Consider the following 20,707-nt stretch of genomic DNA (forward strand, 5'->3'; position numbering starts at 1 on the left):
TCCGTGTTCCGAAGGGATGGTTCGGGTGTATGCCAGTTTGGCGCCTGCGCTCAAGGCTGATGCGGGTATCGGGGGTGAAGGTCGTCGATGATGATCGGGTGGGCGTGCTCTGCCGATCCGGACAGGTGCGGATGGTCGACCGGCAGGTCCGGATGCTGGTGGATGACCGCGCCCGGCTCGGCGCGAGGCCATGCCAACAGAGCTCCGACCAGACCGCACAGTGACAGAACGGTCAACAAAGCCATGGCCACTGTCGCACCGAACGCTGTCATGACCCATCCGGCCAGCGGGTAGAGAACCAACCAGCAGGCATGCGACAGGGTGAATTGGGCGGCGAAGACGGCCGGGCGGTCTTCGGCGTGGGCCGACCGGGTCAGCAGGCGCCCCGACGGGGTCAGGGTTGCCGAGTATCCGAAGCCAACCAGTGCCCAGATTGCGGACAGCCCGGCAAGGCTCATGGGTACAGCTGCAGACAGGATCGCAGCAAACGCCATGGCCGCGGTGGCAATTGTCGCACCCGCCAGCATCACTTTGCGGTCCTCGAACCGCCGCAAAACCGCCGGCAAGGCAAATGCCGCCAGCATGGACCCGCTGCCGAATCCGGCCAGCGCGATGGCCACGGCACTGTCGGACAACTCCAGGCTTGCACGCACGATGACGACGGTATTGACCAGGACCATCGCGCTGAGCGCTGCGGCGCTCCAGCTCAAAGCCAGCAACCCCCGAAGGCGCGGTGTGGCCAGATAGATCCGCAGACCGCGGGTCGTGCGGTCGAAGATCCCGCGCGGCCGGACGGGCGTGGGTGAGGGAAGGGCAACCGACATGACCAACAAGGCCGAGGCGACGAAGCCGAGGCTTGTTCCCAGAAACAGGCTGTCGAAGCTGACGAAGATCAGTAGGAACGCGGCCAGCATCGGGCTCACCAGACTTTCCAGATCATAGGCCAGGCGCGACAGCGACAGCGCCTTGGTATAGTCCTGCTGGTCGGTCAGAACGTCTGGTATCGTGGCTTGGAACGCCGGGGTGAACCCGGCTGAGGCAGATTGCAGAACGAAGATCAGAACGTAGACCTGCCAGATGTCGGTCACGAACGGCAGGCACAGCGCCACTGCGGCGCGGACGAGGTCCAGCGTCACAAGGAGTTTTCGTCGGTTCAGCCGTTCCGCAAAGGCCGCCGCCACCGGCGCGACCGAAACATAGGCAACCATCTTTATCGTCAGTGCCGTACCCAGAACCAGGGCCGCAGAGCTTCCGGCCAGATCGTAGGCCAGAAGTCCCAAGGCCACCGTGGCAAGACCGGTGCCCGTCAAGGCCACGATTTGCGCAGCAAGCAGGTGACGATAGACCCGGTTTTGCAGAACGCTCAGCATCACAGGTACTTGGTGATGGCCTTGAAGGCGTCGACCGAGTCGGCGTCGCCCGAAGCAAGGCAATGGTCGACATGATCATGGATCAGTGTCCGCTTGGCATTCGTGATCGCCTTTTCCACGGCGAAAAGCTGCTGAGCGATGTCCGGACAGGGCTCCTGGTCGTCCAGCATGGCGATGACCTTGGCCAGATGCCCATGCGCGCGTTTCAGGCGCGCGATGATCTGCGGGTGTGTTGAATTCTTGTGAGGGTTCATGCATTAACCCTATCCTCCCCATGGGGATGCATCAAGCCTGCCTGAGATCAATCGCGGCATCGGTCCGGATGGCGTTGAGTTTGCAGGCCAAACACCCTATTTCGGGGACGATACCGAACGAAGGAAACACGTGTGGCGAACCATCTGTACAAGAACGACCTGCCCGATGGGCTGGATCTGGGCCCGATCGTGGCCATTGATTGTGAGACCATGGGTCTCAACCCGCACCGGGATCGTCTGTGCGTGATTCAGATGTCCGGGGGTGACGGCGATTGCCATATCGTGCAGGTCGAAAAGGGCCAAACCTCGGCGCCAAACCTGAGTGCCATGCTGGAAAACCCGGATGTGCTGAAGCTGTTTCATTTCGGGCGGTTCGACATTGCCGCGATGTATCATGCCTTCGGGGCGTTGGCCGCTCCGGTATATTGCACCAAGATCGCCAGCCGCCTTGTGCGCACCTATACCGATCGTCATGGACTCAAGAACCTGTGTCAGGAGTTGCTGGGCGTCGATATCTCGAAACAGCAACAGATGAGCGACTGGGGTGCGGAGACCCTGACCGAGGCCCAACTGGATTATGCGGCCTCCGACGTCCTGTATCTGCACCGTCTGCGTGATGCCTTGAACGCGCGGCTGGCGCGTGAAGGGCGCACCGAGATGGCGCAGGCCTGTTTTGACTTCCTGCCGATGCGTGCCAGACTGGATCTGGCCGGATGGCCTGAAACGGATATTTTTGCGCACTCATGACAGACAATGAATCCTTTCTGAAGGTTGCCCGTCAGGTAATCACCGACGAAGCCCGGGCGTTGGATGTTTTGGCCGACAGCCTTGACGACCGGTTTGCCGAAGCCGTTCAGCTGATCCTGCAGGCCACAGGGCGGATCATCATCAGCGGCATCGGCAAGTCTGGACACATCGGCCACAAGATCGCCGCAACCCTGGCCAGCACCGGTACGCCGGCCTATTTCGTTCATCCGGCCGAGGCCAGCCACGGCGATCTGGGGATGGTGTCGAAAGGAGATGTGGTTCTGGCGATCTCCAATTCGGGCGAGGCGCCGGAACTGGCCAATCTTCTGGCCTTTACCCGGCGGTTCGGCATCCCTTTGATCGGCCTGTCCAGCAAGCCCGAAAGCTCGTTGATGAAACAGGCGGACGTGCATTTGCTGATCCCCTCTCTGGGCGAGGCCTGCGGCTATGGGATGGTGCCGTCGATTTCGACCACGCTGACGCTGGCCATGGGTGATGCGCTGGCGATTGCGCTGATGAAATATCGCGACTTCAAACCAGAGGATTTCCGCGCCTTTCATCCGGGCGGCAAACTGGGCGCGCAGCTGAGCGCAGTACGCGATCTGATGCACAGTGGCGATGCGGTGCCGCTGGTTTCTGCCGATACACCGATGAGCAACGCGTTGATCGAGATCAGCCAGAAAGGCTTTGGCGTGGTCGGGGTGACGGACGCGGACGGCAAGCTTGCCGGCATCATCACCGACGGCGACCTGCGGCGCCACATGGAGGGGCTGCTGGACAATACAGCCGCTCAGGTCATGACCCGCAATCCGACCACGATCGCACCAGATTCGCTGGCCGAAGAAGCCGTGGCGATCATGAACGCGCGCAAGATCACCTCGTTGTTCGTCGTCGACCCCGAACAACCGGGATTGGCGCAGGGCCTTCTGCATATTCACGATTGCCTGCGCGTCGGGCTGGGCTGACAGGAGGCGCAGGTGGACCGCTATTCCCGAATGGTGCAGTTCCTGAAGGTTCTGTTGCCGCTGGCGGCGATTCTGCTGCTGTCCACGGTATTCCTGCTGTCGCGCAGCATCGAAACAAACGTCTCGGGTCCGTTCACCCAGCAGGATATCGACGAACGGCTTGAGGGGCAGCTTGTGACCCGCCCGAACTATCGGGGGACCACCCGCAAGGGCGAAGATGTCCAGGTCGAGGCGGTGCGGGCCAGCCAGGGAACTGCCGACAGCGATCCAAGAGCAACCGAATTCCGTGGCCGGTTCGGCCTGCTGAACGGTGGGGTGATCACACTGGACTCCAACTCGGGGTCGATCCGACCGGACAAGGCGACGGCCACCTTCACGGGGGACGTGGTGATCACCACCACGGACGGTATCCGGGTGACGACAGACCTGTTGAATACTTCATTGGACGAGATCCGGGGCGATACGCCAGGTCAGGTGCAGGGAACAGGACCAATCGGCAATTTCTCGGCCGGGCGGATGACATTCGGCGCTGAAAAAGACGGTGGACCGGTCCATATTCTTTTTACAGATGGCGTTAAGCTGTTATATGAGCCGAAAAAAGCCGAAAGATAGACTGTGTTTGATTTTCGTTTCGTCCTCGTTTGTTTCGCTCTGGCCGTGGGTTCGGTGCCATCGTCCGCGCAGGAAGCGCAGGTGGCCTTTGGGTCGGTGAAAGCCGATCCCAGTCTGCCGGTCGAAGTGACATCCGAGACGCTGAACGTCAATCAAGAGGACGGTTCGGCCGAGTTTCTTGGCAACGTCATTGTCGTGCAGGGCGAAATGCGCCTGTCCGCCGGTCGCGTGTTGGTGATCTACAACCAGGATCGGTCGGGGATCGAACGCATGGAGGCATCGGAAAACGTCGTGCTTGTCAGCCCGCCGGATGCCGCCGAAGGGGACTGGGCGGAATACACCATCGACTCGGGTGTGATCGTGATGAAGGGCAACGTTCTGCTGACGCAGGGGCCCAGCACGATCAGCGGCGACCAGATGATTGCGAACCTGACAAGCGGAACCGCGACCATGTCGGGGCGGGTCAAGACGATCCTTCAGCAGGGCGGCAATTGATGGCGGGCCCGCAACTGTCCGTTGCCGAAGGGTCTCAGGGTCTGAAGATTCAGAAACTGCGCAAATCTTATCGCAAAAAGACCGTGATCCGGGACGTGTCGATGACGCTGGACCGGTCCGAGGTCGTTGCGTTGCTAGGGCCGAACGGCTCAGGCAAGACGACCACGTTCTATTCCGTTGCCGGGCTGGTGTTCCCCGAGGCCGGAACGGTCACGTTGGACGGTCAGAATGTGACCACGCTGCCGATGTATCGCCGGGCGCGCATGGGCATTGGGTATCTGCCGCAGGAAATGTCGATCTTTCGCGGCTTGAGTGTCGAGGACAATATCTCGGCCGTGCTCGACATTGCGGTGAAGCATGTGCACCGCCGCAAGGAACGTCTGGAAGAGCTGCTCTCGGATTTTTCGATCGAGCATTTGCGGCGGGCGCCTGCCCTTGCATTGTCGGGCGGTGAGCGCCGTCGCGTCGAGATAGCCCGCTGTCTGGCCGCCGACCCCAAGTACCTGCTGCTGGACGAGCCATTTGCCGGCGTCGACCCGATCAGCGTGGGCGATATCCGGCATCTGGTGGCGGATCTGAAAAAGCGTGGAATCGGCGTACTGATCACCGACCACAACGTGCGGGAAACGCTGGAAATTGTGGACCGCGCCTATATCCTGCACGACGGGCAGGTGCTGATGTCCGGATCGCCCGACGAGGTGGTGGAAAACGAAAATGTCCGCCGCGTGTATTTGGGTGAAAACTTCAAGATTTCATAGGCTTAGCTGTGATTGCGCTAGGCGCATGACAGAATTCGCGTATATACACTCCTGTTTTGATTGACTCTTCTGCCGCCTCTTGGCTCAATTGGGACATGGCATTTTCGCGGTTCCAGACTGGATCTCGATCTCCCTTCTCCGAAGGGCCCTACCGAGGACAACCGCGAAACATGTCTCTACCCCCCACCCGATAAAAACAAGCATGTCACCTGACGTGACGTCATAATGGGTGTGAATTGTGAAGGAGATCACATGCGTTACCAAATCAGCGGCAAACAGATCGACATTGGTGCAGCCTTGCAGACACACGTGCAGGACGCATTGGGCGAGGTCGTGAGCAAATATGCTCAGCGACCGACGGATGCCAACGTCGTCTTTTCCCGTTCAGCGCATGAGTATGTGTGCGAAACCACCATACATATGTCCACGGGCCTGACAGCCCAGGCCAAGGCACATGCAACCGAAATCTATGCAGCATTCGAGGCGTGCTGCGAAAAGATGGAGAAACAGCTGCGTCGCTACAAGCGTCGCCTCAAGGACCACCATCGTGAACGGGCTCAGCCGGTTGAACTCTTCGGAGCGTCATCTTATATCCTCGCCTCGAACGAATCGGACGTGGCCGACGAACCCGACTCATTGCAGCCCATCATCGTGGCTGAGATGGAAACCAAGATCCCATCGTTGAGTGTCGGCGAAGCTGTCATGCAAATGGAATTGGCCGGCGCCCCGGTGTTGGTGTTCAGGAATGAAAACAAGGACGGATTGAACGTCGTGTATCGCCGGGATGACGGCAATATCGGCTGGATCGATCCGTAACAGGCAAGAATTGGGCGGGGCCCCCGGATTCTGGGGGCGTCGCCGTGGAGCAAAACATGGATTTGTCGAGCATACTGAAGCCCGAAGCGGTGCGCGTGCTATCTGCAGCGTCCAGCAAAAAGCGGTTGTTTCAGGAAATCGGTGACGTCGCCGCGGGCGCACTCGGACTTGATCCGCAGACCATCGTAGACTGCCTGCTGGAGCGGGAAAGCCTTGGGCCAACCGGCGTTGGCCATGGTGTTGCCCTGCCCCACGCCCGTTTGTCCGAGATCGACTCGGTTGCCGGCGTGTTCGTCATGCTCGAAAAGCCCATCGACTTCGGATCGGTCGACCGTCAGCCCGTGGATCTGGCCTTTGCGCTGTTCGCCCCGGAAGATGCCGGTGTCGAGCATCTTAAGGCCTTGGCGTTGGTATCGCGCACGCTGCGCGACAGCGCGGTCTGCTCGAAGCTTCGGGCCAACCCGGATCCGGTCAAGCTGTATGCGATCCTGACCACAGCTCAGTCCATGCAAGCTGCCTGAGACTTGTTAGAAAGAAAAAAGCCCCCGGTTTTCGGGGGCTTTTTTCGTCTGGGGCCATGCTTAACCGCCGGTTCCCATCTCGAGCGTCCACCAGATCTTCCCGCCGTTTTCCTGGTGCCATGCAAACCCCATCTGGGTTGCTTGCGGGTCCATGATCACCGATCGCGGACCCGGTTCCTGCATCCACGCGGCCAGGGTTTCGGTTTCGGTCTCGTAGGTCTCGGAAATCGCTTCACCCAGGAAACGCCCCGCATAACCGGCACGGGCCACCCGGTCGAGCGGCGAAGATCCGTCCGAGCCGAAATGCCAGGGCCGGTTCTGCCGCGACATGTCCTTGGCGTGCGTCGCCGCCGCTGCGTTCAACTGCGCGTTCAACTGCACCGACTGCAGTCCCGACGCCTGCCGCAGGGCGTTTACGGAATCAAGCATGCGGAACTGCAGTTTTTCGGGATTTCCCCGGATCTTGTAGGCTTTGGGCAGCGGGCGCCCATCCGCACCAAGGGTTGAAGTGCCGCTCACGTCGGTACATGCCGCCAGTGCGACAAGGCAAATCAAGAGCAGGGAAAAAATGCGCGTCATGATGAGTCCGGTTTGCTTGTTTCCAATTGGCAATACCCTGCCAGCGGCCCATGAGCAAAGGCTCAAATGCACGAACCCGCATGATTCTGCCGGTTTGATTTGCGACTGAAGCATTCTGGCAATAACATAGAGCGGATTCTTGCACATCTTTCGCAGAGGACCTGTCACCATGGTCAAGAAACGCGTTTTCTCTTCGTCCCGCCGCGGATTCCTCGCAGGCGCATCGTCTTTGCTCGCCAGCCCGGCGATCGCCCAATACATCCCGGGCGACCCATTGCGCCCTGCACCCGATCCTGAACCGGCCGTTCGCCGTAACGTGTCGGGCTTCAAGGCGCAGCAATGGCAGCCCTACTTCTCGAACACCCGGAACGGGGCGATTCTGGTCGACACCGTTTCCCGCGCTTTGCACTACTGGTCGGAAGACCAGACCGTCTACAAGCTGTACCCGTCGTCGGTTCCGCTGACCGAAGAACTGACCCGCCGCGGTCGCACGAGTGTCATCCGCAAGGTCGAGGGGCCCAGCTGGTCGCCGACGCCGTCGATGAAGAAAAGAAACCCGGAATGGCCGGATTACATCCCTCCGGGGCCCGATAACCCGCTGGGAACGCACGCTTTGTATCTCAGCTGGAAGTATTACCGGATCCACGGAACCCACGATACGCGGAAAATCGGCCGCCGGTCGTCGAACGGGTGCATCGGGTTGTTCAATGAGAACATCGCAGAGCTGTACGCCATGGCGAAGGTCGGGACGCAAGTGTTGCTAATTTGACGACATTTTCGCGCGCCAACCCGCTTGCACTGCAAGTTGCAATTGCATTCGTTCTGCTTTGCTGATTAGAAAAAACCACGAGGTAAGTCTTAGGTGTGTGGTTCCGCAATTGGGATCGCGCAAACTCTGGAGGTTAATATGAAGAAACTTGTACTCGCTGCTGCACTGACCGCTGCTGCTTCGACCGCATATGCTGGCAACCTGGAAGAGCCGGTTGTTGAGGCACCTGTTGTCGTCGAAGAAACCCAGGGCTCGTCGCAGGGCATCATCCTGCCGCTGATCCTGCTGGTCGTTGTTGCCGCAGCTGTTGCCGCAGGCTAAGTCCAACGGACTACGACAAAAAAGAAAGGCGGTGGATTTCCACCGCCTTTTTTCGTGCTTGTTTCCGGGCCGGTTCAGTCCAGCCAGCCTTTGAGGTTGTCCTCGACAACCTTGCCCACGGCCGCGATATGCGCGTCCTCGTCGTTGAGGCAGGGAATGTAGGTAAAGCTTTCGCCGCCGGCGTGCTCAAAGCTTTCGCGGATCTCTTCGTTGATCTCTTCCAGCGTTTCAATGCAGTCCGACGAAAATGCCGGGGCGATGACGGCTATGTTCTTTTTGCCCTGCCGAGCCAGTTCCGCGACGTGGTCGACGGTGTAGGGCTTCAGCCATTCCTCGGGCCCGAATCGTGACTGGAAGGTGGTCACCAGTTGATCATCCGCCCAGCCCAGCCGTTCTTTCAGCAGGCGTGACGTCTTGGCGCACTGGCAGTGGTACGGATCACCCTGCATCAGATAGCGTTCCGGCATGCCGTGATAGGAGCACACCAAAACGTCCGGCTTGGTCTCCATCGCGGCATAGGCCGTCTCGACCGACTGCGCGAGGGCGTCGATATAGGCCGGCTCGTCGAAATAGGCGGGCACCGTGCGGCTGGCGGGCTGCCAGGCCTCGTCCATCAGTGCGCGAAAGAACTGGTCGTTCGCGGTGGCGGTCGTAGCGCCGGCATATTGCGGATAGAGCGGGAAGAACAGGATGCGGTCGCAGCCCTCGGCCACCATCTGGCGGACCTTCGACTTGGTCGAGGGGTTTCCGTAACGCATGCAGAAATCCACCATGACCTTGTCGCCATACCGGTCCTGCATCGCCGCACGCATCTTGCCGGTCTGGTCCTTGGTGATGGTCATCAGCGGGCTTTCGCCCTTGTCGTGGTTCCAGATCGACTTGTACGCCGCGCCCGAGCTGAAGGGACGTTTGGTCAGGATGATCGCCTGCAGGATCGGCTGCCATTTCCAGGCCGGATAGTCGATCACCCGCCGGTCGGACAGGAACTCGTTCAGATAGCGGCGCATCGGCCAATAGCTGTAGTCGTCCGGGGTGCCGAGATTGGCCAGAAGAACGCCGACGCGGCCCATCTTCACTTTTGGGTGGTCTGCCGGAGCGTGTTCCGGGCGGGTGGCATCGAACATGGTGAGCTTCCTGAATTCTGGTTTAGAGGCTGAAATAATCGGTTCGGTCAGCGGGTCAATCGGACAGTTTGCCTTCTTTCGTGCCTAGGGCGTCGGCCAGTCTCATCTGGGCCGAGCCGGGGCGCAGCGGCTTGGGCTGGCTGGCATCCGGCGCCCAGCCCGTCAGGCAGATCAGCTCGAACGTGGCACTCAGCCGGCCTTCGGGAGATGTGAAATGCGCGGCGTAAATCTCTTGGGCCCGGGAAAAGACCGCGCGGCGCGACGGGTGTTTCAACCGCTGGGTCATGGCGTTGGTTTCACCCATCGCGCGCAGGTCCCGCATCAGGTGCCACAGGTCGCGATACGTCGCCGTCAGGGGCACTTTGTCCGCAACAGGCAATGCAAAACCCGCACGCTGCAGCAGCGCGCCAAGATCTCGCAACTCGGCCATCGGCGCGACACGGGGGCTGAGACCGCCGGTCACCTCGACCTCGGCCTGACCCAGCGCGGCCCGCAATTCGTATAGCGTTTCACCGCCCAGACACACCACCAACAACAACCCGTCGGGCTGCAGCGCGCGGGCACATTGGATCAGCTGTCCCACCGGATCGTTGGCCCAATGCAGGGCCATCGCATGGACCACCAGATCATGCGCAGCGGGTTTGAGGTCCAGCACGTCGGCATCGGCCACGACCCGGGCGCCCGGCAGGACCGGCGCCCAAATCTCGGGGTAGGGGGCTACGATCGCTGGCGCAGTAAAGGATTTGTTAACCATGGAAAGGCGATCCTGCACCTCGTCCATGGCGGCGTGGTGCAGAAAAAGGGCTTCGTCGCTGATCCGCGCGCGGTGTGCCGCAAGCGCTTTGCGATCGAACAGCGAGGGTGCATTGGGTGCTGGCAAATCCATAAGCCGCAATTATCGCATATGGCAGCGGATTCAAACCGCGATCGAGGTCGTGTATCCGCCACGCTGCATCGGCTGCGGCGAGATGGCGGCCTCGGATTTCGGCCTGTGCGGGCCGTGCTGGCGCGAGACCCCGTTCATCGGCGGGACGGTCTGCCACAGTTGCGGTGCGCCGGTGCCTGGCAGCGATGATGGTCACCGAATCGACTGCGACGATTGTTTGCGCCGCCCACAACCGTGGGCCGAGGGGCGCGCGGCATTGCTGTATCAGGGACGGGCGCGGTCACTGATTCTGGCCCTGAAGCACGGGGATCGTTCCGAACTGGCAAAACCTGCGGCACGTTGGATGGCGCAGGCCGGTCGCACTCTGTTTCGACCGGATACGGTGATCGCACCGGTGCCGCTGCATTGGTCGCGGCTGCTGAAGCGCCGATACAACCAGTCCGCGCTTTTGTCGCTCCAACTGGGAAAGGAGACGGGCCTGCCGGTCTGTCCGGATCTGTTGATACGCAAGCGGCGCACCCCACCGCTGGAAGGGAAAACGGCCGCCGAGCGTGCGGATACGCTGCGCGATGCGATCACCGTGCATCCGCGCCGGGCGGACCGCCTGAAGGGGCGCCATGTGTTGCTGGTCGATGACGTGATGACATCGGGTGCGACACTGGCGGCCTGCACCCATGCCTGCCGAGAGGCCGGTGCGGCTCATATTTCCGTGTTGGTACTGGCGCGCGTTGCCAAGGATGCCTAATTCCCCCTAGATTGCGCGAAATCCAAGGGAACGGACCATGAAACCGGTTGTCATCTATACCTCGCCGCTGTGCGGCTTTTGCCACGCGGCCAAACGGCTGCTGAATCAGAAAGGCGTCGCCTTCGAGGAAATCGACGTTTTGATGAACCCCAAACGCAAACCCGAGATGATCCAGCGGGCGGGCGGACGGCGCACGGTGCCTCAGATCTTCATTGGTGACACTCATGTCGGTGGCTGCGACGACCTGTACGAACTCGAACAGGCCGGCAAACTGGACCCGCTGTTGGCCGCCTGATGAGAACCGCGCTGCTGCAGATCACCTCGTCGGACGACCCGGCCGCGAACCTGGACATGGTGCGCGCCATGATGGCCGAGGCCGCGGACCGGGGCGCGGGGTTCATCCTGACGCCCGAGGTCACCAACTGCGTCTCGACCAGCGGAACGCGCCAACGCGAGGTGCTGCAGCACGAGGAAGACGACATCACCCTGGCGGGCCTGCGCGAACAGGCGGCGGAATTGGGCGTATGGCTGCTGATCGGATCGCTGGGGCTGAAGACTCATGACGCCGACGGGCGGTTCGCCAACCGGTCTTTCATGATCGACCCACAGGGCGGGATCGTCGCGCGCTATGACAAGATCCACATGTTCGACGTGCAGGTCACCGAGACCGAGACCTTTCGCGAATCGGCCAGCTATCGCCCCGGGTCGCGGGCGGTGATCGCCGAGACCGCCTTCGGCAAGGTCGGCATGACCATCTGCTATGACATCCGGTTCCCGCGTCTGCACGCCGCGCTGGCACAGGGCGGGGCCACGATCCTGACGGTTCCGGCGGCGTTCTCTCCGGTGACCGGGGCGGCCCATTGGGAGCCGCTGCTGCGCGCCCGCGCCATCGAGACCGGCTGTTGGGTCATTGCCCCCGCTCAGACCGGAGAACACCCCAAGACCCGGGGCAAAACGCGCCATACCCACGGGCACAGCATGGTCGTGTCGCCCTGGGGCGAGGTGCTGATCGACGCAGGCACTCAGACCGGCATTCACTTTTTTGATCTGGATGATAGGTCTGTTACAGAGGCACGGCGGCGCGTGCCGTCCCTGACACATGTTCGCCCGTTCGACGGGCCCTGATCCAGAACCGGGTAATGACTGACGAAACCAACGCCCTTGCGGTCGCGCTGTTCAGCGAGATTCTGACCGCGGACCAATTGCTGCGGAACCGGCTGAGCCGGGTGCTGCCCAAGGGCATGGAGATCTCGCATTTCTCGGTGCTGAACCACCTGGTGTTCGTCGGAGGCGAGCGGACGCCTGCCCAACTTGCCAGCACATTCCACGTGACGCGTGGGGCGATGACCAATACCTTGGCCAAGCTGGAATGGGCCGGATACATCCACATCCGCCCCGATTGGGACGATGCCCGCCGCAAGATGGTGGCGATCAGCCCGGCCGGCCGCCGGGCGCGCGATCAGGCGATCTCGGCCATCGCACCTCTGATCAACCGGGTCGTGGGCGAGCTGGGCCTTGAGCGTGTGCGCACGACCCTGCCGGTTCTGCGCGACCTGCGCATGAAGCTGGAAGAGGAATAGGCCTCAGCCCGGCTTCACGCTGGCGGTGACATAGTTCACGCTCAGATCCCGGTCCGAGATCGACCAGCTCCAGGTGATCGGGTTGAAGACGAATCCCTTGCGGTCTACCGGGTCCAGACCGGCTTGGCGCAGCAGATCGAACAGCTCGTCCGGGGTGATGAACTTGGACCATTCATGCGTGCCACGCGGCAGCCAGCGCATGACGACCTCGGCCCCGAAAATCGCCATCGCATAGGATTTCGGGTTGCGGTTGATGGTGGAACAGATTTCCAGCCCGCCGGGTTTCAACAGCTGTTGCGTGGCTGTCAGATAGGCCAGCGGATCGGTCACATGCTCGACCACCTCCATGTTCAGAACCACGTCGAACTGCTCGCCCGCGTCGGCCATCGCCTCGGCGGTGGTGTGGCGATAGTCGATCTGCAGGCCGGATTGCTCGGCATGGATGCGGGCCACGGGCAGGTTGCGCTCGGCCGCGTCGGCGCCCACGACCTCGGCGCCCAGCCGCGCCATCGGCTCGCTCAGCAACCCGCCGCCGCAGCCGATATCCAGCAGGCGCAGGCCCGCGAACGGTTTCGCTGCCGTCAGATCCCGGTCAAATTCGCCCGCGATCTGCTGTGTGATATAGTCCAGACGGCACGGATTGAGCATGTGCAGAGGTTTGAATTTCCCGTGCGGGTCCCACCATTCGGCGGCCATCGCCTCGAATTTTGCGATCTCGGACGGGTCAACCGTGTTCGGATGCGCTTGCATTCCTGTCTCCGTGTGCTCTTTTACGCTGTAGGACTATATAGGGCCATAATGGACAAGTACCCGGACCAAAAGCGCGCAGTGCAATATCTTTACCCGCCGGTCGATCCGTTCGACCAGCGCGTGGTGGATATGGGCGACGGGCACCGCATCTATGTGGAACAATGCGGCAATCCCGACGGGATTGCGGTGGTGGTTCTGCATGGCGGCCCAGGCGGCGGCTGCAGCCCGGCCATGCGGCGCTATTTCGATCCCGAGGTCTACCGGGTGATTCTGTTCGATCAGCGCGGCTGCGGCCGGTCGCGGCCCACGGCCTCGGTCGAGAACAACACGACGTGGCACCTGGTGGCCGATATCGAGCGCCTGCGGAAACTGTTCGAGATCGACGACTGGATCGTATTCGGCGGCAGCTGGGGCGCCACGCTGGCGCTGATCTATGCCCAAACCCATCCCGACCGGGTGACCCGCCTGGTTCTGCGCGGCGTGTTTCTGGCCACGCAGGCGGAGCTTGACTGGTTCTATGGCGGCGGGGCCGGCAAGTTCTGGCCCGAGCAATGGGCGCGCTTCACCTCCCTGCTGCGCGACTCGGAACTGTCCGACACAATCGGCGCCTACAACAAGCGGCTGTTTTCGGGCGATCGCGCGACTGAGATCCTGTACGCCCGCGCCTGGTCGCACTGGGAAAACGCGCTGGCCTCGATCCACACGAACGGGGCCGTCGGTGAAAGCCCCGGCGAATATGCGCGCACCTTCGCGCGGCTCGAGAATCACTATTTCATCAACAAGGCGTTTCTGGAACATGACGGCCAGATTCTGGACCGGATGGACCGGATCGCGCATATCCCCGGCCATATCGTGCAAGGCCGGTACGACATGATCTGCCCCCCGCAGGCGGCTTGGAGCCTGGCCGAGAAATGGCCCGAGGCCGAGCTGAAGATGGTGCGGCAGGCCGGTCACGCCCTGTCGGAGCCTGGGATCAGCGCCGAACTGGTGCGCATCATGGACCGAACCGCGCAGGAGGTTGCATGACCCGCATCGACCGCCGTGCTCTGTTCACCTCGGGTGCCGCCGCAGCCCTGCTGGCCGCGACGGGGGCCTCGCTGGCGGATACGCCGAAATCGGGCGGCGTGCTGCGCATCGCCGTGCCGCGCGATGACAGCCTGGACCGGCTGGCCCGGGGTGCGGTGTTCGACACCCTGACCGAGATCGCGCCGGACGGCACTCTGCGCGGCGAGCTGGCGACCGCATGGCAGACCGATTCCGAAGCCCGTGTCTGGACCTTCGACCTGCGTGCCGATGCGGTGTTTCACGACGGCGCGGCGCTGACGGCTGGGGATGTTCTGGCGGTCCTGTCCGAGGTCGGGCGCGCCGAAGCCCTGGCGCCGGACCGCATCCGGATCGAACTGGCCGTGGCCAACCCCGGCCTGCCTTTCCTGCTGGCCGATACCCGGTTCGTCATTACCCGCGACGGGCAAAGCGTTTCTCCGCTGCAGCAGGCGAACGGCACCGGGTGTTACCGGGTCGAACGGGCCGAAGACGGGCGCCATTTCCGCGGCCGCCGGGTCGCGGGCCACTACAAGGATGGCCATGCTGGCTGGCTGGAGGCGGTCGACATCATCGTGATCCCCGACCCGGCCGTGCGGGCCGAGGCGCTGCGTGACCGCTATGTGGACGTGTCGGTGCTGCCGGCGGCGCAAGGGCTGCGCGGTCTGGGTGGCGTGCGGTTCTTCCCCAACGAATCAGAGATGTCGCTGGCAATCTCCGGCACCGTGGGTCTGCCACGCCGGATCGGGCGGGGCGCGCCGTTGGACGATGGGCGCATCGCGGAACGCTGGTGGATGGCCTGAGACCGGCCTGAAAACTGACGCGGATTGTCCGTTGGTTGACGGCAGGGGTTGCAGACTCGGGGCGTCCTGCGTATATGCAGTTGCAACAGCGGCGTGTCGGACTTCTGGTCCGAGGCTCCACCGGAAAATTCGACGGGCCGCGCGCCCGTTTTTTTGTGCCCGATTGAAGGGTAGAGCACCATATGACAAACGACCTGATAGCCAAGGCGGCGATCGACCGACGACTGGCCGAGATTATCACTCCGGTGATCGAGGATCTGGGGTATGAGTTGGTCCGCATCCGCCTGATGAGCGGCAAGCAGACTACGCTGCAGATCATGGCCGACAAGCCCGATGGCGGCATCGAGGTGGATGATTGCGCCGAGATCTCGAACGCGGTCAGCGCCACGCTGGACGTCGAGGACCCGATCCTCGACGCCTATACGCTCGAGGTGTCCAGCCCTGGCATCGACCGCCCGCTGACGCGGCTGAAGGACTTCGAGATGTTCGAGGGCTACGAGGCCAAGCTGGAAACCACCGAACTGATCGACGGCCGCCGCCGCTTCAAAGGGGAACTGGCCGGTGTCGAAGGGGATGAGGTTCTGATCAACATCCCCAACGGCGAAGATACCGTGACAATCGGTCTGCAATTCGACTGGCTGAGCGATGCCAAGCTGGTCCTGACTGATGACCTGATCAAGGAAATGTTGCGCCAGCGCAAGGATGCCGGCGCCCTGAACGAAAACGCTTTCGACGAGATTGAGACCGAAGGGTCCGAAGAGGAGACGAACTGATGGCAATCACCTCAGCAAACCAGCTTGAGCTGTTGCAGACCGCCGAGGCTGTGGCCCGCGAAAAGATGATCGACCCCGGTCTGGTCGTCGAAGCGATGGAGGAATCGCTCGCCCGTGCCGCCAAGAGCCGCTACGGCGCGGAAATGGACATCCGTGTGTCCATCGACCGCAAGACCGGCAAGGCGACCTTTACCCGGGTCCGCACCGTGGTCGCGGATGACGAGCTTGAGAACTATCAGGCCGAGATGACCGTCGAGCAGGCCAAGCAATACATGGAATCGCCCGAGATCGGTGATGTCTTCGTGGAAGAGGTCCCGCCGGTGGAAATGGGCCGGATCGCCGCTCAGTCGGCCAAGCAGGTGATCCTGCAGAAGGTTCGTGAGGCCGAGCGTGACCGCCAGTACGAAGACTTCAAGGATCGTGTCGGCACCATCATCAATGGCGCCGTCAAGCGCGAAGAATTCGGCAACGTGATCGTCGATCTGGGCGGGGCCGAGGCTGTCCTGCGCCGCAACGACAAGATCGGCCGTGAAAGCTATCGCCCCAATGACCGGGTGCGCGCCTACATCAAGGAAGTGCGCCGCGAAACGCGCGGTCACCAGATCTTCCTGTCGCGCACGGCGCCCGAGTTCATGGCCGAGCTGTTCAAGATGGAAGTGCCGGAAATCTATGACGGCATCATCGAGGTCAAGGCCGTGGCCCGTGATCCCGGTTCGCGTGCCAAGATCGCGGTCATCTCGTATGACAACTCGATCGATCCCGTCGGCGCCTGCGTTGGTATGCGCGGCAGCCGCGTGCAGGCCGTCGTGAACGAGCTGCAGGGCGAAAAGATCGACATCATCCCGTGGAACGAAGACCAGCCGACCTTCCTGGTGAACGCGCTGCAACCCGCCGAGGTTTCCAAGGTGGTTCTGGACGAAGAGGCCGGCAAGATCGAGGTCGTCGTGCCCGAGGAACAGCTGTCTCTGGCGATCGGTCGTCGTGGTCAGAACGTGCGTCTGGCCAGCCAGCTGACCGGTCTGGACATCGACATCATGACCGAGGCCGAAGAATCGGCGCGCCGTCAGAAGGAGTTCGAAGCCCGCACGCAGCTGTTCATGGACAGCCTGGACCTGGACGAATTCTTTGCCCAGCTGCTGGTCTCGGAAGGGTTCACCAACCTGGAAGAAGTGGCCTATGTCGAGCTGGACGAACTGCTGGTGATCGATGGCGTCGACGAAGGCACCGCAAACGAGCTGCAGGCCCGTGCGCGCGAATTCCTTGAGGCACAGGCCAAGGCGGCGCTGGACAGCGCCCGCAGCCTGGGTGCCGAGGACAGCCTTATTGAATTTGAGGGCCTGACACCCCAAATGGTTGAGGCGCTTGCCAAGGACGGCGTCAAGACGCTGGAAGACTTTGCAACCTGCGCTGACTGGGAACTGGCCGGAGGCTGGACCACGGTTGATGGCCAGCGGGTCAAGGATGACGGTATTCTCGAACCCTTTGGCGTGACGCTGGAAGAGGCACAGGATCTGGTGATGACCGCCCGGGTCATGCTGGGCTGGGTCGACCCCGCCGATCTGGAGCAGCCCGAGGCAGAACTCGAGGACGAAGCAGCAGACGAGGAGGCCGAGGCCTGATTCCAGGCCTCGGGTGGCACACATGGGTCGCGGTGGCGTCCATAAGGAACGGTCCGAAGGGCCAGAGCGGAAATGCATCGCCACGGGCGAGGTGCAGCCTCGGTACGGGCTGATCCGCTTTGTAACCGGCCCGGATGGGCAGGTTTTCCCGGATGTCGCGTCCAAGTTGCCGGGTCGGGGCGTTTATGTCTCGGCGGATCGCAAGGCGCTGGACACGGCCGTCGGCAAGAAGCTGTTTGCACGCGGGTTCAAGGCGCAGGTGACTGTACCGCAGGACCTTGTGGACGAGGTGGAGCGTCAATTGTCGCGCCGCGTGATCGAATTGATCAGCCTGGCGCGAAAGTCCGGCGATGCGGTCGCCGGGTATGAAAAGGTCAAGTCCTGGCTTGATCGCGAAGAGGCCTGGGTTCTGATTCAGGCGGTCGATGGTTCCGGGCGCGGCAAGTCCAAGCTGAGCACGCCGCATTTCGGGAAATACATCGGCTGGCTGACCGCAGACGAGCTTGGGGCGGCATTTGGGCGCCAAACGGTGATTCATGCGGCGCTCGCCTCTGGCGGACTCGCCAAACGTGTTGTAGAGGAAGCGCAGCGCCTGCGTGGCTTGCGCGATATGGATGACGGCGGCAAGGGCCGCGCGGAAGGGTAAGAAGCTTTATGAGCGATAGTGACGGCAAAAAGACATTGGGTCTTCGTGGTGGGGCACGCCCCGGGAATGTGAAACAGAGTTTCAGCCACGGACGCACCAAGAATGTCGTGGTGGAAACAAAACGCAAGCGCGTGGTGGTTCCCAAGCCGGGAGCGTCCAAGCCCAGCGGTGGCGCTGCGCCGTCGGGTGATCCTTCGCGCCGGCCGGCCGGGATTTCCGATGCCGAGATGAATCGGCGCCTGAAGGCGTTGCAGGCGGCCAAGGCCCGTGAGGTCGAGGAAGCCGAACGCCGCGAGGCCGAGGAAAAGGCGCGCGCCGAAGAGCGTGAACGCCGCCGCGCCGAACAGGAGGCCAAAGAGCGCGAACAGCGCGAGGCCGAGGAGAAAGCCCGGCAGAAAGCCGAGGAAGAAGAGCGCAAGCAGAAAGAGGCCGAAGAAGCCGCTCAGCGCGCCGCAGCAGAAGCCGCGGCCGCGAAAGAGGCGCCCAAGGCCAAGGCCCCCGCGGCCAGCAAGCCTGCGCCAGCGGAAACGCCCCGCAAGGCGGACCGCGAACAGCGTCAGACGCGCGGCAAGGGCCGTGACGATGGCCGCCGTTCGGGCAAGCTGACCCTGAATCAGGCGCTTTCGGGCGGTGAAGGTGGTCGGCAGCGTTCGATGGCATCGATGAAGCGCAAGCAGGAGCGTGCGCGGCAGAAAGCCATGGGCGGCTCGGTCGAACGGGAAAAGGTGATCCGCGAGGTTCAACTGCCCGAGGCGATCGTCGTATCGGAACTGGCCAACCGTATGGCCGAACGCGTCGCCGATGTCGTCAAGTCGCTGATGAACATGGGTATGATGGTCACGCAGAACCAGACCATCGACGCCGACACTGCCGAACTGATCATCGAAGAATTCGGCCACAAGGTCGTGCGGGTTTCGGATGCGGATGTCGAGGATGTCATCTCGGATGTCGAGGACAAGGATGAAGACCTGCAGCCCCGTCCGCCGGTCATTACCATCATGGGTCACGTCGACCACGGCAAGACCTCGCTGTTGGACGCGATCCGCGACGCCAAAGTCGTTGCGGGCGAGGCCGGTGGCATTACCCAGCATATCGGCGCCTATCAGGTGCAGACCAACGACGGCACTACGCTGACCTTCCTGGATACGCCGGGCCACGCGGCCTTTACCTCGATGCGCTCGCGCGGTGCTCAGGTAACGGACATCGTGGTGCTGGTTGTTGCGGCGGATGACGCGGTGATGCCGCAGACGGTCGAGGCAATCAACCACGCCAAGGCCGCCGGTGTTCCGATGATCGTTGCGATCAACAAGGTCGACAAGCCCGAGGCCAACCCGGACAAGGTGCGCACCGACTTGCTTCAGCACGAGGTGATCGTCGAGAAGATGTCCGGCGAGGTTCAGGATGTCGAAGTTTCGGCCATCACGGGACAGGGTCTGGACGATCTACTGGAAGCCATCGCGCTGCAGGCCGAGATTCTGGAGCTGAAGGCCAACCCGAACCGCGCCGCGCAAGGTGCCGTGATCGAGGCGCAGCTGGATGTGGGCCGCGGCCCGGTCGCGACCGTGCTGGTCGAGAAGGGCACGCTGCGCCAGGGCGACATCTTCGTAGTGGGCGAGCAGTACGGCAAGGTCCGCGCGCTGATCAACGACAAGGGCGAGCGCGTTCAGGAGGCCGGTCCTTCGGTTCCGGTCGAGGTCTTGGGTCTCAACGGTACGCCCGAGGCCGGTGACGTTCTGAACGTGACCGAGACCGAGGCGCAGGCCCGCGAGATCGCCGAGTACCGCGCGCAGGTCGCCAAGGACAAGCGCGCCGCCGCCGGTGCCGCGACCACGCTGGAACAGCTGATGCAGAAGGCCAAGGAAGACGAGAACGTGGCCGAGCTGCCCATTCTGGTCAAGGCCGACGTGCAGGGCTCGGCCGAGGCGATCGTGCAGGCGATGGAGAAGATCGGCAACGACGAGGTGCGCGTGCGCGTGCTGCACTCGGGCGTCGGCGCCATCACCGAAACCGATATCGGCCTGGCCGAAGCGTCGGGTGCTCCGGTCTTTGGCTTCAACGTGCGGGCAAATGCTTCGGCACGCAACACCGCCAACCAGAAGGGCGTCGAGATCCGCTACTACTCGGTGATCTACGATCTGGTGGATGACGTCAAAGCCGCCGCCTCGGGCCTGCTGAGCGCCGAGATCCGCGAGAAGTTCATCGGCTATGCCGAGATCAAGGAAGTGTTCAAGGTCACCGGCGTCGGCAAGGTTGCCGGCTGTCTGGTCACCGAGGGCGTTGCCCGCCGTTCGGCCGGCGTGCGCCTGCTGCGCGACAACGTGGTGATCCACGAAGGCACGCTGAAGACGCTGAAGCGCTTCAAGGACGAAGTGGCCGAGGTTCAGTCGGGTCAGGAATGCGGTATGGCGTTCGAGAACTACGACGATATCCGCCCCGGCGACGTGATCGAGATCTTCGAGCGTGAGGAAGTTACCCGCACGCTGGATTGATCCGGTCGAAATTGAAAGAAACGGCGGTCCTTGGGGCCGCCGTT

At 62.3% G+C, this 20,707-nt stretch carries 25 protein-coding genes; 19 read left to right on the plus strand and 6 right to left on the minus strand.

The annotated features are described in order from the left end of the window. Window positions 1-50 precede the first annotated feature (50 nt). Complete coding sequence (locus tag K3752_RS17375) at window positions 51-1,370, minus strand: MFS transporter (protein WP_260063931.1); 1,320 nt, start codon at window positions 1,368-1,370, stop codon at window positions 51-53. After that, a complete protein-coding gene (locus K3752_RS17380; protein ID WP_170372452.1) occupies window positions 1,370-1,624 on the minus strand; it encodes a metal-sensing transcriptional repressor in 255 nt (84 codons plus the stop codon). The genes K3752_RS17375 and K3752_RS17380 overlap by 1 nt, the downstream gene beginning before the upstream one ends. Window positions 1,625-1,756: 132 nt before the next feature. Between K3752_RS17380 and K3752_RS17385 the strand changes: the two genes are divergently transcribed. The 7 genes from K3752_RS17385 (at window position 1,757) to ptsN (ending at window position 6,538) form a co-directional block, all read left to right on the plus strand. Then, the gene (locus K3752_RS17385; protein ID WP_170343143.1) at window positions 1,757-2,371 is read left to right on the plus strand and encodes a ribonuclease D; all 615 of its coding nucleotides are present in this window, start codon (window positions 1,757-1,759) and stop codon (window positions 2,369-2,371) included. Next, window positions 2,368-3,336 carry an SIS domain-containing protein gene (locus tag K3752_RS17390; RefSeq protein ID WP_170391736.1) on the plus strand — a complete coding sequence of 323 codons (969 nt, stop codon included), beginning with the start codon at window positions 2,368-2,370 and terminating at the stop codon, window positions 3,334-3,336. The genes K3752_RS17385 and K3752_RS17390 overlap by 4 nt, the downstream gene beginning before the upstream one ends. Before the next feature lie 12 nt (window positions 3,337-3,348). Next, a complete protein-coding gene (lptC, locus tag K3752_RS17395) occupies window positions 3,349-3,948 on the plus strand; it encodes an LPS export ABC transporter periplasmic protein LptC (protein ID WP_170359908.1) in 600 nt (199 codons plus the stop codon). 3 nt (window positions 3,949-3,951) lie between these two features. Continuing rightward, the gene (locus K3752_RS17400) at window positions 3,952-4,443 is read left to right on the plus strand and encodes an LptA/OstA family protein (RefSeq protein ID WP_170359910.1); all 492 of its coding nucleotides are present in this window, start codon (window positions 3,952-3,954) and stop codon (window positions 4,441-4,443) included. Further along, window positions 4,443-5,201 carry an LPS export ABC transporter ATP-binding protein gene (gene lptB / locus K3752_RS17405; RefSeq protein WP_093963638.1) on the plus strand — a complete coding sequence of 253 codons (759 nt, stop codon included), beginning with the start codon at window positions 4,443-4,445 and terminating at the stop codon, window positions 5,199-5,201. The genes K3752_RS17400 and lptB overlap by 1 nt, the downstream gene beginning before the upstream one ends. Before the next feature lie 252 nt (window positions 5,202-5,453). Then, window positions 5,454-6,017, plus strand: a complete 564-nt coding sequence (gene hpf / locus K3752_RS17410; RefSeq protein ID WP_170342438.1) for a ribosome hibernation-promoting factor, HPF/YfiA family — start codon at window positions 5,454-5,456, stop codon at window positions 6,015-6,017. Between the two features lie 56 nt (window positions 6,018-6,073). After that, entirely contained in the window at window positions 6,074-6,538 is a 465-nt protein-coding gene (gene ptsN / locus K3752_RS17415; protein ID WP_093963782.1) for a PTS IIA-like nitrogen regulatory protein PtsN, read from the plus strand. A gap of 60 nt (window positions 6,539-6,598) precedes the next feature. On the opposite strand, the gene K3752_RS17420 is transcribed toward ptsN, so the two are convergent. Continuing rightward, window positions 6,599-7,117 (minus strand): CAP domain-containing protein, encoded by a 519-nt coding sequence (locus tag K3752_RS17420; RefSeq protein WP_093963636.1) that lies wholly within the window; start codon window positions 7,115-7,117, stop codon window positions 6,599-6,601. Window positions 7,118-7,286: 169 nt separating this feature from the next. Between K3752_RS17420 and K3752_RS17425 the strand changes: the two genes are divergently transcribed. Then, entirely contained in the window at window positions 7,287-7,886 is a 600-nt protein-coding gene (locus K3752_RS17425; RefSeq protein WP_170343138.1) for a L,D-transpeptidase, read from the plus strand. Window positions 7,887-8,024: 138 nt separating this feature from the next. Continuing rightward, a complete protein-coding gene (locus tag K3752_RS17430; RefSeq protein ID WP_005979327.1) occupies window positions 8,025-8,207 on the plus strand; it encodes a hypothetical protein in 183 nt (60 codons plus the stop codon). Between the two features lie 74 nt (window positions 8,208-8,281). Here the strand turns inward: K3752_RS17430 and hemH are convergent, their stop codons facing one another. Both hemH and K3752_RS17440 read right to left on the minus strand, forming a co-directional pair. Next, complete coding sequence (gene hemH, locus K3752_RS17435) at window positions 8,282-9,331, minus strand: ferrochelatase (RefSeq protein ID WP_260063932.1); 1,050 nt, start codon at window positions 9,329-9,331, stop codon at window positions 8,282-8,284. A 55-nt stretch (window positions 9,332-9,386) separates the two neighbouring features. Beyond that, window positions 9,387-10,217, minus strand: coding sequence for a methyltransferase domain-containing protein (locus K3752_RS17440; protein WP_170343136.1), 831 nt, complete (start codon window positions 10,215-10,217; stop codon window positions 9,387-9,389). 82 nt (window positions 10,218-10,299) lie between these two features. On the opposite strand from K3752_RS17440, the gene K3752_RS17445 reads away from it, so the two are divergent. Genes K3752_RS17445 through K3752_RS17460 form a run of 4 tightly spaced genes read left to right on the plus strand, consistent with a single transcriptional unit; the run spans window position 10,300 to window position 12,542 of the window. Next, window positions 10,300-10,962 carry a ComF family protein gene (locus tag K3752_RS17445; protein ID WP_260066357.1) on the plus strand — a complete coding sequence of 221 codons (663 nt, stop codon included), beginning with the start codon at window positions 10,300-10,302 and terminating at the stop codon, window positions 10,960-10,962. Window positions 10,963-10,999: 37 nt separating this feature from the next. Next, the gene (grxC, locus tag K3752_RS17450) at window positions 11,000-11,257 is read left to right on the plus strand and encodes a glutaredoxin 3 (RefSeq protein WP_170342430.1); all 258 of its coding nucleotides are present in this window, start codon (window positions 11,000-11,002) and stop codon (window positions 11,255-11,257) included. Next, window positions 11,257-12,087, plus strand: a complete 831-nt coding sequence (locus K3752_RS17455) for a carbon-nitrogen hydrolase family protein (protein ID WP_260063933.1) — start codon at window positions 11,257-11,259, stop codon at window positions 12,085-12,087. The genes grxC and K3752_RS17455 overlap by 1 nt, the downstream gene beginning before the upstream one ends. Window positions 12,088-12,101: 14 nt before the next feature. Next, window positions 12,102-12,542: a MarR family winged helix-turn-helix transcriptional regulator gene (locus K3752_RS17460; protein WP_170343133.1), complete on the plus strand. Its 441-nt coding sequence runs from the start codon at window positions 12,102-12,104 to the stop codon at window positions 12,540-12,542. 3 nt (window positions 12,543-12,545) lie between these two features. Here the strand turns inward: K3752_RS17460 and ubiG are convergent, their stop codons facing one another. Further along, on the minus strand, window positions 12,546-13,292 hold the full coding sequence (ubiG, locus tag K3752_RS17465) for a bifunctional 2-polyprenyl-6-hydroxyphenol methylase/3-demethylubiquinol 3-O-methyltransferase UbiG (RefSeq protein ID WP_260063934.1): 747 nt from the start codon (window positions 13,290-13,292) through the stop codon (window positions 12,546-12,548). Between the two features lie 48 nt (window positions 13,293-13,340). Between ubiG and pip the strand changes: the two genes are divergently transcribed. From pip to infB, 6 genes are all read left to right on the plus strand, one after another. Continuing rightward, window positions 13,341-14,318 carry a prolyl aminopeptidase gene (pip, locus tag K3752_RS17470; protein ID WP_170359916.1) on the plus strand — a complete coding sequence of 326 codons (978 nt, stop codon included), beginning with the start codon at window positions 13,341-13,343 and terminating at the stop codon, window positions 14,316-14,318. Next, complete coding sequence (locus K3752_RS17475) at window positions 14,315-15,136, plus strand: ABC transporter substrate-binding protein (RefSeq protein WP_260063935.1); 822 nt, start codon at window positions 14,315-14,317, stop codon at window positions 15,134-15,136. Before pip ends, K3752_RS17475 begins: the two co-directional genes overlap by 4 nt. A gap of 182 nt (window positions 15,137-15,318) precedes the next feature. Next, complete coding sequence (gene rimP, locus K3752_RS17480) at window positions 15,319-15,909, plus strand: ribosome maturation factor RimP (RefSeq protein ID WP_170343129.1); 591 nt, start codon at window positions 15,319-15,321, stop codon at window positions 15,907-15,909. Then, complete coding sequence (gene nusA / locus K3752_RS17485) at window positions 15,909-17,528, plus strand: transcription termination factor NusA (protein ID WP_260063936.1); 1,620 nt, start codon at window positions 15,909-15,911, stop codon at window positions 17,526-17,528. The genes rimP and nusA overlap by 1 nt, the downstream gene beginning before the upstream one ends. Window positions 17,529-17,550: 22 nt before the next feature. Then, complete coding sequence (locus K3752_RS17490; protein WP_170343128.1) at window positions 17,551-18,174, plus strand: RNA-binding protein; 624 nt, start codon at window positions 17,551-17,553, stop codon at window positions 18,172-18,174. A gap of 8 nt (window positions 18,175-18,182) precedes the next feature. Beyond that, window positions 18,183-20,663, plus strand: coding sequence for a translation initiation factor IF-2 (infB, locus tag K3752_RS17495; RefSeq protein ID WP_260063937.1), 2,481 nt, complete (start codon window positions 18,183-18,185; stop codon window positions 20,661-20,663). Window positions 20,664-20,707: the final 44 nt, after the last annotated feature.

The organism is Ruegeria sp. B32 (assembly GCF_025141855.1).
GTDB lineage: Bacteria > Pseudomonadota > Alphaproteobacteria > Rhodobacterales > Rhodobacteraceae > Ruegeria > Ruegeria arenilitoris.

Coding starts and splice junctions, on each gene's coding strand:
- K3752_RS17375 (WP_260063931.1), bottom strand. CDS start 1,370: ATGCTGAGCGTTCTGCAAAACCGGGTCTATCGTCACCTGCTTGCTGCG.
- K3752_RS17380 (WP_170372452.1), bottom strand. CDS start 1,624: ATGAACCCTCACAAGAATTCAACACACCCGCAGATCATCGCGCGCCTG.
- K3752_RS17390 (WP_170391736.1), top strand. CDS start 2,368: ATGACAGACAATGAATCCTTTCTGAAGGTTGCCCGTCAGGTAATCACC.
- lptB (WP_093963638.1), top strand. CDS start 4,443: ATGGCGGGCCCGCAACTGTCCGTTGCCGAAGGGTCTCAGGGTCTGAAG.
- hpf (WP_170342438.1), top strand. CDS start 5,454: ATGCGTTACCAAATCAGCGGCAAACAGATCGACATTGGTGCAGCCTTG.
- ptsN (WP_093963782.1), top strand. CDS start 6,074: ATGGATTTGTCGAGCATACTGAAGCCCGAAGCGGTGCGCGTGCTATCT.
- K3752_RS17420 (WP_093963636.1), bottom strand. CDS start 7,117: ATGACGCGCATTTTTTCCCTGCTCTTGATTTGCCTTGTCGCACTGGCG.
- K3752_RS17425 (WP_170343138.1), top strand. CDS start 7,287: ATGGTCAAGAAACGCGTTTTCTCTTCGTCCCGCCGCGGATTCCTCGCA.
- K3752_RS17430 (WP_005979327.1), top strand. CDS start 8,025: ATGAAGAAACTTGTACTCGCTGCTGCACTGACCGCTGCTGCTTCGACC.
- hemH (WP_260063932.1), bottom strand. CDS start 9,331: ATGTTCGATGCCACCCGCCCGGAACACGCTCCGGCAGACCACCCAAAA.
- K3752_RS17440 (WP_170343136.1), bottom strand. CDS start 10,217: ATGGATTTGCCAGCACCCAATGCACCCTCGCTGTTCGATCGCAAAGCG.
- K3752_RS17445 (WP_260066357.1), top strand. CDS start 10,300: ATGGCGGCCTCGGATTTCGGCCTGTGCGGGCCGTGCTGGCGCGAGACC.
- grxC (WP_170342430.1), top strand. CDS start 11,000: ATGAAACCGGTTGTCATCTATACCTCGCCGCTGTGCGGCTTTTGCCAC.
- K3752_RS17455 (WP_260063933.1), top strand. CDS start 11,257: ATGAGAACCGCGCTGCTGCAGATCACCTCGTCGGACGACCCGGCCGCG.
- K3752_RS17460 (WP_170343133.1), top strand. CDS start 12,102: ATGACTGACGAAACCAACGCCCTTGCGGTCGCGCTGTTCAGCGAGATT.
- ubiG (WP_260063934.1), bottom strand. CDS start 13,292: ATGCAAGCGCATCCGAACACGGTTGACCCGTCCGAGATCGCAAAATTC.
- pip (WP_170359916.1), top strand. CDS start 13,341: ATGGACAAGTACCCGGACCAAAAGCGCGCAGTGCAATATCTTTACCCG.
- K3752_RS17475 (WP_260063935.1), top strand. CDS start 14,315: ATGACCCGCATCGACCGCCGTGCTCTGTTCACCTCGGGTGCCGCCGCA.
- rimP (WP_170343129.1), top strand. CDS start 15,319: ATGACAAACGACCTGATAGCCAAGGCGGCGATCGACCGACGACTGGCC.
- nusA (WP_260063936.1), top strand. CDS start 15,909: ATGGCAATCACCTCAGCAAACCAGCTTGAGCTGTTGCAGACCGCCGAG.
- K3752_RS17490 (WP_170343128.1), top strand. CDS start 17,551: ATGGGTCGCGGTGGCGTCCATAAGGAACGGTCCGAAGGGCCAGAGCGG.
- infB (WP_260063937.1), top strand. CDS start 18,183: ATGAGCGATAGTGACGGCAAAAAGACATTGGGTCTTCGTGGTGGGGCA.